This is a genomic window from Psychroserpens sp. NJDZ02, from assembly GCF_004843725.1.
In the GTDB taxonomy this organism is placed as follows: Bacteria; Bacteroidota; Bacteroidia; order Flavobacteriales; family Flavobacteriaceae; genus Olleya.
Genome location: NZ_CP039451.1, coordinates 2,710,517 through 2,728,503 on the forward strand (window position 1 = coordinate 2,710,517; position 17,987 = coordinate 2,728,503).

Here is a 17,987-nt window from a genome sequence, read left to right on the forward strand (position 1 = left end):
AGGTTACTTATTCTATAATAGAAAAAGCACAATTTTTAAGACTGTGCTTTTTTAAGTGATTTATTGCGGCTATTTAACGTTTAGTATAAGAAACGTAGAGTAGGTGATAAAACACCTTTCGAATTGGTGTTTAGCGAAATAGAATAGTTTGCTTTTATCTTTTTTTTTAACACTCAACGTTGTATTTGACTAAATATATAAATAAACAGTCTCCTTTAGTAAAGCCTAAATTACTATATGTTTTTAGGCATTGTTAAACGGTGTCTTTATTTTGTTATCAAATTAATTGTAAAGTTTAGCTGTGTGTCTTTTCTGTCAAGAAAATCCTTGTAAGATTGTGTAACTAAATAGTCAGGTTTAACGCCATCCCCATATTTTTCATCAGTTAATTGTTTTACATCTTGTTCTAAATCGACGATGGAGAAATGTAGAATTAACTTAGAGTTTGGTAATTCATAATTTACAGGAATATGTCCTGTATGTCCATAATATCCGCCGCAAGTTTCTTCTCCAATGACTATGGTGTTGTCATCACTTTTTGCTAAGCTAGCAAATAATGAGCCTGCCGACGCAACAAATGGGTTAACTAATAAGTAAACAGAACCGTTAAAGGCATTTTTATTAGGTTCCCAAATTTTATTAAAAGTATCGTTTTGATAGTATTTACCATTTTTTTCTATAGAATGCTCTTCTTTTAAGCTTATAGGTAATTCTTCTATGTCATCATCGATATAATATTCAGGAAAAGGGATGTCTTGAAAAATAGTATAAGCTGATGTGTTTTCTCTAAAATTTCTTTGTGTTACATAAGAATATAATAGTAAATCATTTGGGTCATTACCACCTCCATTATTACGAATGTCTACAATTAAATTTGGTGCTTTGATTTTATTTAAATGCTTAAAAATTGAATCTATAAATTTAGCATATTTTTTATGACCTTTAGATTCGGGACCACCCATACCAAAGGTTGTAACTTTTAGATAGCCTGTATTTATAGAATCAATATATTGGTATTGATACTCTTCCTCTTTCTTCTTTTGTTTTGTATGTCTGAGGTTGTAATTATTTACAAAAGAAGCTTTATCAACCGCATTAATTTGTTGTTTTTTTATTGAAGAATTTTCTGTCTTATATTCAATATTAAACTCGTTTTGTTTCCCAAAAACATAGTACATGAGCCTGGCCAAACTAGATGTCTCTAGAAAAGCATATTTACCTGTTTTATTATGTCCATCTGTACTTATGTAATGTGCTAATAGAGAGGAAAGTTTTTTACTAGCTATACCATTTACCGACACAATTTCACTACCAACAGCAATGCCTTTATGTGCGTAATTTATGTAGAGTTTGTTATTTAGATGTTTAAGCGGAATTGGAAAGAATATTTTTTCTTTATTTAATGTTTTATTTAACGAGTCAGGGTGAAATAATTCATTATGACAGCTTCCTGTATAATCAATGACATTCCATAAAACAGTCTGATATTTTCGGAAAGGGAGATTGTTGTTTATAAGTTTTTCATTTGCTGTAAATACACTATCTATTTCTGCTTTTGTGTGGTATTTATATAAACCAGCATTAGCTTTTTCAAAAATGTTTCTAAACAATTGGTAGTCTTCTAACATTGCTTCTTGTGATAGCGTGTATTCTTTTTTTTCTGTGTTACAAGAAAATAAAAAGATTAAAAATGAGAGTGTCGTCAGTTTGGTTATTAAGTGCATTATGAATAAATTATTTTTTCAAATGTAATTACATAATGAGAGTAAAGACTTGTATAATATTGGCAATTTATATAGTGCTCTCTTTGTATTCTTTAGGAGAAATTCCAATAAACCGTTTAAAGGTTTTAGAATAGTGAGACATATCTGTGAAGTTATATTGATAGGCTATATCAGTGAGGTTCGTGGTTGAATCAATTAATTTTTTACTAGAAAATACTTTTCTCATCAATATATAGTTAATAGGTGACATCCCCGTTATTGCTTTGAATTTTTTTGCAAAGCCGTATTTATTGATGTTAACTATTCTAGATAATTCATCTAAGCAAAATTTTTGTTGAATATGATTTTCAATATAGATGTTGACTTCATTGAAGTTGTTAAAGTCTACATTTGAATATTCATTTTTGTTTTCTTCTGAATATTTTTTTAGAGCATAAACAAATTTAAAAAAATGATATTCAATTGCTTTATTTTTTTTTGAATCTAGCGCCTCTTTTAATTCTAAAAATAAGGTATTGGTCTTATTGCTTTTTATTTTCCTATTTCCATTTATAAACTGTATGTTTTCACCATTTAACGCCAGTTTCATAAGTTTATTAGGAACGTAGATAGTGTCGAATTTTAAATAAGAACTTTTGTCAATCAGTGGATTTGAATGTATTTCATAAGGATTGGTAATTGAAATGCTATTGGCTTCACTAAAAAGGCTTTGATTCTCAAAATCAATTTGTTCAGTTCCTTTGTGTATAAGTGAAATACAAAACGTTTCGTGAAAATGTTTAGGAAATTCAGTGGTTTGATTTTCAATAGATATATATTCTAATTTATCGAATGACATTCTTGCTTGTATAGTTATTTTTAATAATACCTAAGGTGATGGAGATCTGATTTTGTCGTAATAAATGATATCTTTAGTTATACGAAGTTGACAGGAAATTTTGGTAAAGTCGGTCAATAGGATTAAAACAGCAATTATTGGCACCTGTTTTAAGTATTAGTTTTTTCTACAAAATTATTACTTATCCAACCTCTTAGTTTTTGTCCTTTAAATCCATAGTCTATTGGGTTTGTACATTGTGTATCGTTTAAATCTTCACTATCAATTTCAACAAATAACCAAATTCGATTTCCTTTAATTAATTCAGATAAAACCTTTGTTGTGCTATCTTTTTTTAACTTACCAATGACATTAGTTTTTGTTTCACAGGCAAACATAGATTCGTCTTCATCGTACACTCTTATATTAGGCGAAAATCTGACATTATAATTATTGTTAATAATCTTTACATTATAAGCGTTAGATAAGTAGGAATTAGGTTCTAAAAGTTCATAACTATCATTGAAAATGACATAATTTTCTTTAATAATTGTTTTGTCTAAATGAAAATTAAAAATTCTATTTGATGTAAATGGACTCTCTCCACAACAATGATTCTGTTTTACTACTAAATCCTTGCTTACCCCGTTATATAAATAATAATTATAGCAGAATTCAGATATTACTTTTTCTAGTTTTTGATTTACATTTAAATAAACTTCTATACATTTTGGTTCAGAACATTGGTATAAGTATATGTAATCTAAATCATTATCGTTATCTAAGTCTGTCTCAAGTTTTTGAAAATCAGACATACTATTTGATTTAATATTTTGTTCTATTAATTCAATCTGTTTTTTTAATTGATTTTGTGATAAGCTACAAAACGAAATTAAAAATAAAATTAGTGTTGTAATTAGTTTCATTGTTGGTCTAAATTATTGTTTATACGGGACTACCTTGCATTTTTTTTTCTCTCATCGCAAATATATAATCAATGGTAATCCAGGTCTTAAATCAAATGATTTCCCCTGAATGTCATTATCAAAATGAAGTTCCATTATATGTTGGTTGCCATTTTTAACAGTCAAGTTTTTAATTTCGTTTACTGCTTTAATGGTTTTTGTGTTTAAATTCAAATCGTTTGAAGTAATGATGATTTTAGTGATTTTTTGTTGTCCATTTGGATGCTTATAAAACGCTCTCCAAATGGCATATTCTTTTGGGATACGTTTTAAGTCTGATAATGCTGAGATCTAAAATTAAAACTAGAATTAAAATGTGATTACGTATATTCATTTTAAATGTTTAATAGCGATTTTGTGTTTGGATAATTGCGCGGTCAAACAACTAATTTACTAAATAAATACTAGATAGAATATTCCGCAGGACTGTTGCTAGATAGTATGGGGTTTGCCATAAATTAGATACGTTGTGCCTGTTGCATAACGTACTGTTAAATATATAGAAATTTAGTATGTTTAGTAATGCAAGGCACAAAAATATATCAAGATAAATTATTCAACAATTTTTAGTTGAATATTCGGATTCCGCAAGACAACTTTTATAGACGATTATCTTCTGTTTTAGATTTAGAATTTCTAATAAATCAGACAAAAACCTTTTGCCGAAACGGTGAGCAAAAACGTTTAGATATAGTGGTGTTTCTCAAATAAAGGAAGCTATATAAAAGGAAAACGACAAAGCAGATAGCCCCCGTATTTGGAACACTAACCCAGTTTTTAGGCATGGGAAAAGTGAATCCCCTTGGGATTAAACAAGCTAATAAGTGTATGCATCTATCCGTAACAGCCTATAATCTTAAAAAGTATTTAAAATATATGAAAAACCTACCAGAAAGTATAGCGGGACTACTTGCTTTTATTAAAAGCATCAAAAACTACTTAATAAGCCTTCGAATACTATGTTTTAAGCCACTTGCATTTTAGAGAAAAAATGACGTATTAAAATTAAAAACAGCTTAAAATCAAAGATTTTAAGCTGTTTTTATGCTTTTTTAAGGGGTTGTGCAACGGTTACCGGTGTTGTAGCACGTTATTTTTTGTTTTTATACAGTTCAATCGCTTTTAAATAATTCATTCCGCCACTCTTTGTTTGGTCGTTCAAAAATCCATCCAATTCAGGTTGATTTTCCGCAATCCAATTTACAAGTTCTTCTCTGTTTTTAACAAATTCCTCAACGTTAAACGAGGCAGAAGTCCTATTGATATTCTTTATTTTATTATTCTCAAATTGTATAATTTCATCTGTAATAATAGGTTCGTGATGAAGAAAGGAAATTCGCTTGTCCGTTTTTGAAATTTTAGCTTTTACAATTCCATTTTCTTTTTCGATTTTGAGTATTTCGTAAATCGGTTGGAATACAGAATCCCACTTTACCCATTGAGCGTATTCATTTCCACTATATTTCTGCTCAAATCCGTCGTCAATGGTCATAAATCTCTCGGTAATTAATTTAGTCATTTTTGAAGGATTTGAATGGTCAATTGCAATGTAGAATTTTTTAGCAATTTCCAGTTTGTCAGATTCCTTTTCAGGATTTTTACAGGAAATAATTCCGATTGCTAAAAAGAATAAAAAAACTATGATTTTGTTCATTCGTATGTTGGTTGGTTTTAATGTGCTACAACGGTTAGTATAAGAATAGTAAGGGATTAAAAAGCACTGACTTTCAGTTTAGCACTTAGCCAAATCTTTGATTTGGTATTTTACTTTTTCACTATACTAAATGCCAAATCAAAGATTTGGCGGACTTCATTAATATGCACCAACTTTGGGTCTGGCACTTAACCCTTATTATTTTTATACAGTGTGTGTGCCCAGCATGGGCATCTTTTTATTTACCTAAAGGTAGATAATTAATCTAGAGGGTGCAAGTCCCTTATGCGCAGGAGTAACGTCTTGAAGCATTAGTAAGTCGCAAGGGTGAAAACCGTGAGGTTTTATCTGAAGGAAGCGAGACTACAAAACTCGGTACTGACGAACAGAAATCGTATACAGAGGCATAGTTATTCGGGTAAGCAAGCACATCATTGTAACGCCCAAACAGTAACAAAAGGGTAACTATGTAGATACGGCAGTGATTGAGTGAAAGAAGATGCCATTACCTGGGGAGGTCTCCAAAGTTACGAGTTGACTATATGGAGAAGTCAGCAGAAGTCATAGTACTTACAGGAAACGAGTTGAGGCAATACCTCAGAAGGTCTCACAAGTAAGGAAGGACTGAACATTAAATTACGTTGTCATTCAATTAGGATGCTTAGCTAGCCTAGTTTTAGAGCAACAGGAGTACACGTATTATTAACCCTATGATTGAAAATGTATTAGCAGCAACAAACCTTTATAAAGCAACACGACAAGTGGAGCGCAATAAAGGTGCGAGCGGTGTAGATGGTATGAAAACAACGAGGCTTTCTAAATATATATTAGAAAACCGTTCAATACTACTATCCACCATTCGAGAAAACCGCTATACTCCAAAACCAATATTAGGGGTAACTATTCCAAAAGGAGAAGGTAAAACTAGACTTTTAGGAATACCGACGGTAGTAGATAGATGGCTACAACAGGCGGTAAGTCAGCAATTAATGGTTCATTTTGAGTATGATTTTGAACCTGTTAGTTACGGTTTTCGTCCACAAAATAATATCCAAAAAGCAGTACTACAAGCTCAAAGGTATATCAATTCAGGTTACCAAGATATTGTAGATATTGATTTAAAAGGATTCTTTGATCAAGTAGACCACTGTATTTTACTGCAACTTATTTACCACAAGGTAAAATGTCCAACCACCTTACGGTTAATCCGAAAATGGCTAAGAGTTCCCATTTTAATAAATGGAAGACTCAAAAAGCGCAGAAAAGGAATCCCGCAAGGCAGTCCAATAAGTCCCTTATTATCTAATATTATGTTAGATGTATTGGACAAAGAAATGAAAAGTATGGGCTTGCGTTATGTGCGCTATGCTGACGATTTTAGCGTTTACGCTAAAAGTAAAAGCGAGGCGAAACAAATAGGAAACAAACTGTTTGTCTTTTTAAGAGACAGACTTAAATTACCTATAAATAAAGCCAAAAGTGGCCTGCGTAGACCTGTAAATTTTGAGTTACTCGGACATGGTTTTGTGCCCATTTATAAAAAGGGAGTGAAAGGACAATATGCATTAGTGGTAGCTAAGAACAGTTGGGCAAAGTTTAAACGTAATCTAAAAAGTATCACCAAGAAAACCAAACCGATGTCGTTGTTAGAACGTCTTGAACGGCTTAACCAAGTCTGCCGAGGCTGGATGACTAATTATCGCTTAACAAACATCTATGCAAAAAGTAAAAAGCTAGATGAATGGTTAAGAAATCGATTACGCTATTGTATTTGGCACGATTGGAAGAAACTAGAACGCAAGCGTAAAAACTTGATTCAATTAGGTATAGAGGCAGGACAAGCTTATGCTTGGAGTAGAACAAGAATGGGAGGTTGGGCAGTAGCTCAAAGTCCTATTTTAAAGACTACTATCACAACTTCTAGGCTTAAACGAAAAGGGTATAAACCTTTGTTAGATTATATTAATAATACGCAAACTTCAATTTGGTGAACCGCCGTATACGAGACCCGTACGTGCGGTGGTGTGAGAGGCGCACTCCGGCTATTTTAGTCGGAGCCGTCTACTCGATTGTGCATAGTGCTTTTTACGTACAGCTTGGTTTTCCGATGTTTGTTGTTTAGTTCAGATGCGAGCGTTGGCAAGACATACTCTTTTACAGTTTTGGCGAAGCTTGGATGATGCGACTGTAAATGTGTATGGCTTAAGCGTTGGCATTTCGGTTATCGATTTTTCAATTTAGCACCAAATTTTTACGCAATGTTACTCAATCCCAATTCATTTTCTGTAATCTAACTGCATTTAAAATTGCTAAAAGTGCCACACCAACATCAGCAAATACCGCTTCCCACATTGTAGCTAATCCACCTGCTCCTAAAATCAACACAATCACTTTCACTCCAAATGCCAAGCCTATATTCTGCCATACGATTTTTCGAGTGGAACGACTTATTTGTATTGCTCTTATAACTTTTGATGGTTGGTCTGTTTGAATAATCACATCTGCGGTTTCAATCGCAACATCACTTCCTAATCCACCCATTGCAATTCCAACATCACTTGCTGCCAAAACTGGCGCATCATTTATTCCATCGCCAATAAAAGCAATTTTGTTTTCGGGATTTTGTTTTAAAATTTCAACTTCATTAAATTTGTCTTCGGGCAATAATCCACCTTTGGCTTGTTTGATATTTAATTCGGATGCAACCTTTTGGGTAATGGAATCTTTATCGCCCGAAAGCATCATAATAGTTGTTATTCCTATCTTACGTAAATTAATAATTGTTTCTTTTGCATCTTCCTTTAATTCATCTGCAATAACTACATAACCAGCAAATTTTTTATCGATAGCAACTAAAACAATCGATTCTACAATAGAGTTGGTTTCTTTTGCGACTTCAATATTATTGGCAGTCATCAAAGTCTTGTTCCCAACTAAAACAGATTTTCCGTTAACGATTCCTTTCAAACCTTTTCCAGCGATTTCTGAAACTTCGGTTGCATTAAAATCTACGCCATCTGCTTTGTATTCTAAAATAGCTTTGGCGATAGGATGTGTGGATTGTTCTTCCATTGCCATTAAATACTTCATAAATTCAGTTTCTTCCCAACCGATTGCTTTTACTTCTTTTATTTTGAAAACGCCTTTTGTAACTGTTCCCGTTTTGTCCATAACCAACGTGTTTATTTTGGTCATTGCATCGAGAAATGAAGCACCTTTAAATAAAATTCCATTTTTTGAAGCTGCACCCAATCCACCAAAATATCCTAACGGAATTGAGATTACCAACGCACAAGGACACGAAATCACAAGAAAAATCAAGGCACGATACAACCAATCTCTAAATACATAATCATCTACAAAAAAGTATGGTAAAAACGTAACTCCAATTGCCAAGAATACAACGATTGGTGTGTAAATTCTTGCGAATTTTCTAATGAACAATTCCGTTTTCGACTTTCGAGCTGTCGCATTTTGGACCATATCCAGAATTCGGGCAATAGAACTGTCTTTAAATTCTTTAGTGGTTTCAATTTCAATCACACCATCGAGATTAATACTTCCTGCAAAAACTTTTTCACTTTTGGAAATCGTATTAGGTTTGCTTTCGCCTGTTAAAGCTGCTGTGTTAAACGAACCTTTATCAGAAAGTAAAATACCATCTAATGGCACTTTTTCGCCAACACGAACTTGAACTTTTTCGCCAATTTCTACAGTCTCAGGATTAACAGAAACGTAATCGTTATTACGATATACTATAGCTTCATTTGGTCTTACATCAAGCAAAGCTTTAATATTTGACTTTGCTCTGTTGACTGCTGCATTTTGAAACAATTCGCCAACTGCGTAAAATAACATTACCGCAACACCTTCGGGATATTCGCCAATGATAAACGCGCCAATAGTGGCGATTGACATTAAAAAGAACTCCGTAAAAACATCGCCCTTTTTTATACTATTCCAACCTTCTTTTAAAACTGGAAATCCAACTGGTAAATAAGCGATGCTATACCAAATAATGCGAATCCAATCTTTAAAAAATGCAACATCAAAGTAATCTAAAGCAATACCAATAATGAGCATAGAAAAACTTATTATCGCAGGAATATAGGCTTTAAAATTATTTGATTCTCCACTATGGTCGTGACCATCATCGTGATTATGCTCTTTTTCAGCACTCGGTTTTATATCTCTTAAATTGAGTTTCTTTTTTTTCATTGTGTATTCATTAATTGTTCAATATCACTAGGAAATGGTATCTTTTTCAATGGTGGTACATTGGCACCACCAGTATTGCCAAGAGGTACGTGGTTTATAAAAGACTTCCAACCACCAACAGCCAATCTTAACAGTTGTCCAAATACTTCTTTTATATCTTTTTGCTTCAATCCAAATTTTAACATTAACCAATGCGAATAGGTATGTTGAATTGGATAAGATTGACCAATTATATGGGTTCTCTCCAAATGATACCAAGCATTACAATAGTCTTGATTAGCTATAGCTATTCTATACAAATCAACCTCTTTGGAATAGGCAGTTTTTAGATGGTATGGTATTTTAAAATTTAATTTCACTTTTTTTTATTTGGAATATAAAAATATCTCTTTAATGGATGCAATGGAAGTGCATTTATTGACCACTACATTTATCGCAAATACCTTTTACTACCAAATTTATATCTTCGGAAATAAACCCGTTTGGCACTTTAATCTGTGGGATTTTATGTTCTGTTAAACAAACGGTTTCATTGCAATTATTGCAATGGAAATGTAAATGTAAATCGGTTTCAATTTCGCAATTACAACCTTTTTCGCAAAGTGCATATTTGGTAATTCCTGTGCCATCATCTATTTGATGAACGATTGCTTTTTCTTCAAATGTCTTTACCGTTCTGTACAAAGTTGTTCTATCTGCTTTTTCAAAAGCGTTTTCAATATCGCTTAATGTTACCGCTACTTGCTTTTGTGCAAGAAACTTATAAATAAGTAATCGCATTGCCGTAACTCGTATATCTTTTGACTCTAATAATTGTTCTATTGTTTGCATAATTAATGTGCGTGTTCTGCTTCGCCCTTTTTCATTTCTGCAATTAGGTAGTACGCATTGTTATAAGCAAACTTTGTATTTGTTGCTATTTCTTCGGAAAATTGAATTGCTACCCAATCGCCATCTTTATCTCCCAAAATAACCTCAATTGGTTTAAAACTCCAATCCACATTTTCTTTTTCAACTGAAAACACATAAAATTTGTCGCCTTCTTTTACAATAGCACTTTCTGGCAATGCCATTGTTTTAGTGCTTTCTGTCTGTATTCTACCTTGAATGTACATTCCTGGAATTAAATTTCCTTTTTTGTTTTCAATTTCTGCGTGAACGTGAACCGCTTTTGGGTTATCCTCAAAAGTTTTGCTTACTGAATATATTTCTGCACTCAATTCATCATCTTCAATAGATTGTATATTAAAGGTAACTTTTTGACCTTTTTTTACTTTGTAAACGTCTTTTTCAAAAACCATTAAATCTGCGTGAACGTGATGCGTATCTACAATTTCAAAGAGTTCGGTTTGTGGTTCAACATATTGTCCTGTTTTCACTTCCACCTTTTGCACATAACCTTCAATGGGACTGCGTAATGCCACACGTTGCGCTATCGTACCATTTGCGACTGAATTTGAATTAATATTCAACAATTTTAACTGTGCTGCCATTCCATTAACCATAGCTTTTGATGCGTCATATTCTGCTTCTGCTTTTTGAAAATTTGCACCAGAGCCTACACCTGCATTATATAATTTTTGTTGTCGTTCATAGTTTTTCTTTAGAAAAGTGCTGTTGCTATACGCATTCAAATAATCGGTTTGCATTTGTATAATATTGGGATGTGAAAGGTATGCAACAACTTGACCTTTGTTTACTTTGTCGCCTTCAATCACTTCAATAGAAACCACATTTGCACCAACAACCGAAGTTATGGCAGCTTCATTTTGTGGTGGCACTTCCAAAGTTCCGTTTGCTTCTACATAGCCACTCATATTGCGTGAGGTAATGGTGTCAATTTTCATTTTTAAGGCTTCAAATTGTTGTGATGATAACATAACTTCTTCTCCTTCGTGATGTTCTTCTTTAGGATTAGTACTGGTTTCCTCATCGTGTGCGTGTCCATCTTCTTCATTGTGATTTTCTTTGTTGCCACAAGAGGCAGCTGAAAATGACAATATTAAAATTGTCAAGATGATATATAGTGTGTTTTTCATAGTTCTAATTTTTAAAATATTGTAATTCAAAAGTGCTTTCTAAATAATTTGCCAAAGCTGTTTGTGCTTCAATTTCGCTCTGAATAGCTTCTTTTATAAGTTGTGTAAATGCCGAATAATCAATCTCGCCTTCTTTGTAAGCGAATAATGCGCCTGTTTTTTGGTCTTTTGTAAGTGGTAATACTTGTTCTTTATAAAAGAGCCACGATGTTTTCCACTTTAGATAGTTTTCTTTGGCTTGAATAAATTTAGATTCAACTTCGTTTTGTCTGAATTGAATATTAGTTTCGGCAATTTGTTTGTCAATTTTTGCAGTTCTAATATTCGCTTTTGTTGTGCCAGATAGAAATGGAATTGATATACCAGCTTGATAGGTGTAAAAACCAGAATTACCATTTACGTTTTGCAAACCACCTTGAAGATTGAATTTGGGTAGATTTTCGGCTTTTGCAACTTTGTAATTTGCTTCTGCTTCATCTATTTGAATTTGCGCAAGGTTATATAAAGGATGTTCTTTTGCATTGAAATCGTTTATATCAATTTCATTAGTGATATCCAATTCGTCTGGTACGTTATAAAATTCATCCGAAACGAGCCATAGATTCAACTGCTGTAATGCAATTAGATAGTTGCTCTTTGTTTGCAAAAACTTGTTTTGAATTTGTAAAGCTTGGTTTTTAGCTGCGGAATATTCCAGTTTCGAAATGGCTTCCACTTCATAATTTAATTCCACCGCTTTTTCAAAATTGGTGTAAATGGAATCCAATGCTGCATACAGATTATAATTTTGTTTACTCTGAAAGGCATTTGACCACGCTTTTTTAACTTCCAATTCCAATTCTAATTCTGAAAGTTGAAAGGCTTTTTGCGCTAATAAAATACGCTGCTCCTGTAATTTTCGTTTTGGCGCAATACCAAAGACATCAATATTTGATTGTCCAATACCAACTGTGGTATAAATTCCTGTTCCATTATTGATTTCTTCGCCACCTGTAAAAATTTGAGTTGTGCCAAAATCATAAGCGGTACCTTTTAATTGTTGCTGTTTTTCAATTTCCAACTGCCTTTGTTTTAAACTTGGATAGTTTTCTTTTGAAATCTTTACAGCTTCATCCATTGAAACAGTCGGCAACGTATCATTTACTTGTTGTGCATTTCCTGTTATTGGCAATAAGAACAAAAATGCTACCATTGCAGTAACTGTTACCACTTTTTTATTAGGTCTGAACGTGAACGATTTATTTTCCACCCAATGATATAAAATTGGTAAAACGAATAAGGTTAATAATGTAGATGTCAACAATCCACCAATAACTACTGTTGCTAAAGGTCGTTGTACTTCTGCGCCTGCTGATGCTGAAATTGCCATTGGTAAAAATCCCAAAACATCTGTAAAAGCAGTTAGCATAATAGGTCTTATTCTTCGTTTTGTACCTTCAATAATTCTGTCTTTAAGATTGGTAACGCCTTCATCTTTTAGCTCGTTTAATCCGCTAATCATTACCAAGCCATTTAAAACAGCAACACCAAACAAGACAATAAAACCGACACCTGCCGAAATGCTGAAAGGCATATCACGTAACCACAATGCAAAAACACCTCCAATGGTTGCCATTGGGATAGCGATGTAAATCATTAAAGTTTGTGGAAGTGATTTTAGTGCAAAATAGATTAACACAAAAATCAACAGTAGCGCAATTGGTACAACGGTTTGTAAACGGTTGCTTGCACGTTCCAAATTTTCAAAAGCACCACCATACCGAATAAAATATCCTGATGGCAGTTCGAGGTTGGCATCCAGTTTTGATTTAATTTCAGTTACCAACGATTTTACATCACGACCTCTCACGTTAATACCTACGTAGGTTCTTCGGTTGGTATTATCTCTACTTATTTGCATTGGACCAGCTTTGTAGCTGATGTCTGCAACTTCACGTAGCGGAATTTGAGTTCCTGATGGTAAATTGATATACAAATTCTGAACATCTGAAATATCTGTTCGATTTTGAGAATTTAAACGCACCACCAAATCAAAACGTTTTTCGCCTTCAAAAATAACGCCTGCTGTTCCACCTGCAAATGCAGATTGTACGATTTGGTTTAAAGTATTTATTTGAAGTCCGTATTGTGCTAATTTACTTCGGTTATAGGTAATTGTCATTTGTGGTAAGCCTGTGGTTGCTTCCGCTTTCATATCGCCAATACCTTCAGTTCCTGCGATTATTTTGGTAATTTCTTCTGCTTTTTGTGACAGTATATTTATATCTTCTCCATAAATTTTTATGGCAATATCTTCACGGACACCTTCGAGTAATTCATTAAAACGCATTTCTATGGGTTGGGTAAATTCATAGTTTACTCCAGGAATTATCTCAACTGCTTTCTTTATTTCTTCAATGAGTTCATCTTTTGTCGAAACAGTAGTCCATTCGCTTTTAGGTTTTAGAATTACAAAAACATCTGCTAAATCCATTGGCATTGGGTCGGTTGGAATTTCGGCAACACCAATTTTACTGACTATTTTTTCAACTTCAGGAAATTTCGCTTTTATAATTTGCTCAACTTTAGTTGTTGTTTCAATCGTTTCTGTAAGTGAACTACCTGGTTTTAAAATAGCGTGAAAAGCAATATCGCCTTCATCAAGTTGTGGTATAAATTCGCCACCCATTTTGCTGAACGTAAACAAAGCAATTCCAAAGAGAACTACCGAAATACTTATTATTAGTTTTCCTTTAGATAAAGATTTTTCTAATAAAGGTTGGTATTTACGTTCTACCCAATGCACAAATTTATCTCCATAAGATTTTTTATCAGATTTTGGTGCTCGCAGAATTAATGCAGACATCATTGGCACATACGTTAAACAAAGTACCATTGCGCCAATCATTGCGAAAATGAACGTTAATGCCATTGGCTTGAACATTTTACCTTCAATCCCTTCCAAAGCTAAAATGGGAAGGAATACAATCAATATGATAAGTTGCCCAAAAAACGCAGCGTTCATCATCTTTTTTGATGCGCTGGAAGCGACGCCATCACGTTCTTTAGATGTCAATTTTTTCTTCTTATAGAGTTGGGAAGCTATTAGGAAAACGGTGCTTTCTACAATAATTACAGCACCATCAACAATAATCCCGAAATCTATTGCGCCCAAACTCATTAGGTTTGCCCAAACATCAAAAACATTCATTAATATAAATGCGAATAATAAGGATAATGGAATCGTTGAAGCTACTATTAAACCACCTCGCCAATTTCCTAAAAGGAAAATAAGAACGAAAATTACTATTAAAGCACCTTCAATAAGATTGGTTGAGACGGTTGATGTGGTTTCTGCAATTAGTTTACTTCGGTCTAATAAGGGTTCGATGGTAACACCTTCTGGTAAGGACTTTTCAATTTGAGCAATTCGGGTTTTTACATTTTTAATTACTTTGTTTGAATTGGCACCATTTAGCATCATAACCATTCCGCCAACCACTTCGCCATCGCCATCTTGCGTCATTGCACCATAACGGATTGCAGCACCATATTGAACTGTCGCAATGTCGCCAACGGTAATGGGAATGTTGTTTAAATTCTTTATAGTAATACTTTTAATATCCTCCAAACTACGCACCAAGCCTTCTCCACGAATAAAATTAGCTTGATGGTTTTTTTCGATATATGCACCACCTGTATTTTGGTTGTTGGCTTCCAAAGCTTCAAAAACATCGGTAATTGTTATTCCAATTGCCTTTAATTCGTTTGGGTCAACAGCAACTTCGTACTGCTTGATTTTACCACCAATGGCGTTAACTTCAACAACACCTTCTACCATTGCCATTTGGCGTTGGATAATCCAATCTTGCATCGTTCGCAAATCTGTAATGGAATATTTGTCTTTATATTCTGGATTTACTTTAAGTGTGTATTGGTAAATTTCTCCCAATCCCGAAGATATTGGACCCATTGTTGGTTTGCCAAAACCATTTGGGATTTCTTCCTTGACTTCGTTTAATTTTTCAGACACTAATTGACGAGGTAAATATGTTCCCATAGCATCATCAAAAACTATGGTTACAACAGATAAGCCAAAGCGCGAAATAGAACGGATTTCCTTGACATCAGGCAAATTACTCATTGCAACTTCTACAGGATAGGTTACAAATTGCTCAATGTCCTCTGTTCCTAAATTTGGTGCTTGTGTAATGACTTGTACTTGATTGTTGGTAATGTCTGGAACAGCATCAATTGGTACTTGGGTCATACTCCAAATACCTGCTGCCACAATGGTTAGCGTTAGCAAACCAATAATGAATTTGTTATTGATTGAAAAATCAATGATTTTATTAATCATATAAAAGGTGTTAATTCAGTTAAACATATCATTTTGCGCGAAGCGCAAAATAAAAGCGAAGCAACGCTTGCATTAAAAAGCGTTACGTTTGGATATAGATATCCTTAAAAAAAACTGAATTATGCCCTTGGTGGCTGTAAAATGGAAGTGGTAAAATCTTTTTCTGTACCGTTTAGGTGTAGAAAATCTTGAGTAGAAATAAGAGTTATATCGAGTGTTAAATCTGCAAAGTGCAAATATGTTGCGCTAATATGGCAACATTGGCAAATACAAAAAGGGGAACATAAATCTGAATCTTGGTGCTGATGGTCATTATCCATAGCTTGTGAGATTTCAGTTTTAACATCATTATCAGACACAACGTAATCTGCACAAGGTGTTAGATTAAGTGCGAAAATGTAAATTGACAATATGAATGCTAAATGTTTCATTGATGCAAATATATGAATTTATTAATGCAATGGTGTTGCAAAGATGTTCATTGGTTTGTTCGGATTTGTGCGGTGGGAAGAAACAGCTCTTTTATTTTTTAGAGCGTTGGCTTTTTTGAGCGTTGGGAAAAAATGAATGTGCTGTTTGCGCGTTGGCTTTTTTAGTTCAAATGTTTAATTTTAGCACGATTTCCGCATTATGCACAACGTGTTTGTATATGGTTTGTTGCGTGGTTTAAGCAACTAATTTAGTAAATAATTACCGACCAAGAAAGTGAAGTGCACCCAAATGTTTAGACAAATTTATAATTAATTTTGATAATAATTAGCTCGATATTCAATCGGGCTCATTCCATTTAAATTTTGTTTAATTCTCTCATTATTATAATATTTTATATACACTTTAATCTCTTTTTTTAACTGAGATATCGACTTATATTTATTTATATAAAACAATTCAGATTTTAGAATACCGAAGAAATTTTCTATCACAGCGTTATCTAAACAATTTCCTTTACGAGACATGCTCTGAGTAATTCCTTTTTCTGTTAATAATCTTCGATACTGTTTCATTTGATACTGCCATCCTTGATCTGAATGTAATATTAAATTTGTTTGATCTGGTATTTTCTTAAAAGACTTTTTCAGCATAATAGTTACTTGTTTAAAATCAGGTTTTTCAGATAATTGATAACTTATTATTTCTCTATTAAAGAGGTCAATTATTGGAGATAGATATAGTTTTTTTCCTAAAACTTTAAATTCTGTAATATCGGTAGCCCATTTTTTATTTGGCCTAATAGCTTTAAAATTTCGTTGTAATATATTAGGAGCTGTTTCTCCTATTTGCCCTTTATAAGACTTGTATCTTTTAGCTCTGACTAAACTTTTCAAACCTAATTCACGCATTAACTTGAGTACTGTTTTATGATTTATTAGAGTGCCTATTTTGTTGATTTCTAAAGAGATTCTTCTATAGCCTTATCTTCCTTTGTGACGATGATATATTTGATGAATCAATAGTTTTATCTCTTTATATTTATCAACTAAAAGCCTTCTTTTATGATGATAATAATAACTACTTCTTGCCATGTTCGTATGATATAATAAAATGACTAAATCATACTTATGCCTTAATTCTGTTATGGCTTTTGCTTTTTGTTTTGCTCTTGTTGAATTAAGGCCTGTAACTTTTTTAGCAAGTCCAGTTCTGCGCGTAATGATTCATTTTCTAATAAAAGTTCCTCTTCTCTTGTTAAAGGTTTATTAGACTTTTTTTTAGCCCTCTTAAATTGCATAGATTTTGGTTTACCTCTAGGTTTAATGTTTAAGCCTACAATACCCTCTTTTTTATAATTACGTTGCCACTTCATAATTACAGATTTAGTAGGAATATTAAATTCTAAACAAGCTTGACTGAAAGATAATGAATCTTTGTCAATAGCTTTTAAAACTTTAAGTTTAAAAGGAATGCTATACACTTTGGTTTTTCTTGGTAATAGTGCTTTTTTACCATATTTTTCATAAAATCGAATCCAATCATGAAGGGTTGTATGATGACAACCATATGACTTAGACACATCTTCAACTGTTTGGTGATTTTTTAAAACTTGCTTTACACATCGAAGTTTAAATGCGTAATCATACTTGACTTTTCTTCCCATAATAATACCCTCAAATAGTGTCTAACTTTTTGGGAGCAGTTCAAAGTCCGCGAGGACTTTCGTAAGTTGGTGAGAAGCCAGCAATAAATTATATACGGTGTGTGTGCCCAGCATGGGCATCTTTTTATTTACGGAA

14 protein-coding genes are annotated in these 17,987 nt (G+C 33.1%); 1 reads left to right on the top strand and 13 read right to left on the bottom strand.

The window, feature by feature from the left end; genetic code table 11:
* Positions 1 to 266: 266 nt before the first annotated feature.
* The 5 genes from E9099_RS11840 to E9099_RS11860 form a co-directional block, all read right to left on the bottom strand.
* Entirely contained in the window at positions 267 to 1,724 is a 1,458-nt protein-coding gene (locus E9099_RS11840) for a S41 family peptidase (protein WP_136583785.1), read from the bottom strand.
* Between the two features lie 67 nt (positions 1,725 to 1,791).
* A complete protein-coding gene (locus tag E9099_RS11845) occupies positions 1,792 to 2,562 on the bottom strand; it encodes an AraC family transcriptional regulator (protein ID WP_136583786.1) in 771 nt (256 codons plus the stop codon).
* A 149-nt stretch (positions 2,563 to 2,711) separates the two neighbouring features.
* Positions 2,712 to 3,467, bottom strand: coding sequence for a hypothetical protein (locus E9099_RS11850; RefSeq protein WP_136583787.1), 756 nt, complete (start codon positions 3,465 to 3,467; stop codon positions 2,712 to 2,714).
* 51 nt (positions 3,468 to 3,518) lie between these two features.
* Positions 3,519 to 3,680, bottom strand: coding sequence for a hypothetical protein (locus E9099_RS19225; protein ID WP_168800745.1), 162 nt, complete (start codon positions 3,678 to 3,680; stop codon positions 3,519 to 3,521).
* Positions 3,681 to 4,596: 916 nt separating this feature from the next.
* A complete protein-coding gene (locus tag E9099_RS11860) occupies positions 4,597 to 5,160 on the bottom strand; it encodes a hypothetical protein (RefSeq protein ID WP_136583789.1) in 564 nt (187 codons plus the stop codon).
* 710 nt (positions 5,161 to 5,870) lie between these two features.
* Between E9099_RS11860 and ltrA the strand changes: the two genes are divergently transcribed.
* Positions 5,871 to 7,151: a group II intron reverse transcriptase/maturase gene (gene ltrA, locus E9099_RS11865; RefSeq protein WP_136581764.1), complete on the top strand. Its 1,281-nt coding sequence runs from the start codon at positions 5,871 to 5,873 to the stop codon at positions 7,149 to 7,151.
* Positions 7,152 to 7,425: 274 nt separating this feature from the next.
* Here the strand turns inward: ltrA and E9099_RS11870 are convergent, their stop codons facing one another.
* The 8 genes from E9099_RS11870 to E9099_RS11905 all read right to left on the bottom strand — a co-directional run bounded on the left by E9099_RS11870 (position 7,426) and on the right by E9099_RS11905 (position 17,851).
* Positions 7,426 to 9,378, bottom strand: a complete 1,953-nt coding sequence (locus E9099_RS11870) for a heavy metal translocating P-type ATPase (protein WP_136583790.1) — start codon at positions 9,376 to 9,378, stop codon at positions 7,426 to 7,428.
* The gene (locus E9099_RS11875; RefSeq protein ID WP_136583791.1) at positions 9,375 to 9,737 is read right to left on the bottom strand and encodes a DUF3703 domain-containing protein; all 363 of its coding nucleotides are present in this window, start codon (positions 9,735 to 9,737) and stop codon (positions 9,375 to 9,377) included. The genes E9099_RS11870 and E9099_RS11875 overlap by 4 nt, the downstream gene beginning before the upstream one ends.
* Positions 9,738 to 9,792: 55 nt before the next feature.
* A complete protein-coding gene (locus E9099_RS11880; protein ID WP_117881269.1) occupies positions 9,793 to 10,209 on the bottom strand; it encodes a Fur family transcriptional regulator in 417 nt (138 codons plus the stop codon).
* A 2-nt stretch (positions 10,210 to 10,211) separates the two neighbouring features.
* A complete protein-coding gene (locus E9099_RS11885) occupies positions 10,212 to 11,417 on the bottom strand; it encodes an efflux RND transporter periplasmic adaptor subunit (RefSeq protein WP_136583792.1) in 1,206 nt (401 codons plus the stop codon).
* Positions 11,418 to 11,421: 4 nt separating this feature from the next.
* Positions 11,422 to 15,756, bottom strand: coding sequence for a CusA/CzcA family heavy metal efflux RND transporter (locus E9099_RS11890; RefSeq protein WP_136583793.1), 4,335 nt, complete (start codon positions 15,754 to 15,756; stop codon positions 11,422 to 11,424).
* A gap of 119 nt (positions 15,757 to 15,875) precedes the next feature.
* A complete protein-coding gene (locus tag E9099_RS11895) occupies positions 15,876 to 16,187 on the bottom strand; it encodes a DUF6660 family protein (RefSeq protein WP_136583794.1) in 312 nt (103 codons plus the stop codon).
* Between the two features lie 309 nt (positions 16,188 to 16,496).
* Positions 16,497 to 17,156, bottom strand: a complete 660-nt coding sequence (locus E9099_RS11900) for an IS3 family transposase (RefSeq protein ID WP_136583795.1) — start codon at positions 17,154 to 17,156, stop codon at positions 16,497 to 16,499.
* A 173-nt stretch (positions 17,157 to 17,329) separates the two neighbouring features.
* On the bottom strand, positions 17,330 to 17,851 hold the full coding sequence (locus E9099_RS11905; RefSeq protein WP_136583796.1) for a helix-turn-helix domain-containing protein: 522 nt from the start codon (positions 17,849 to 17,851) through the stop codon (positions 17,330 to 17,332).
* Positions 17,852 to 17,987: the final 136 nt, after the last annotated feature.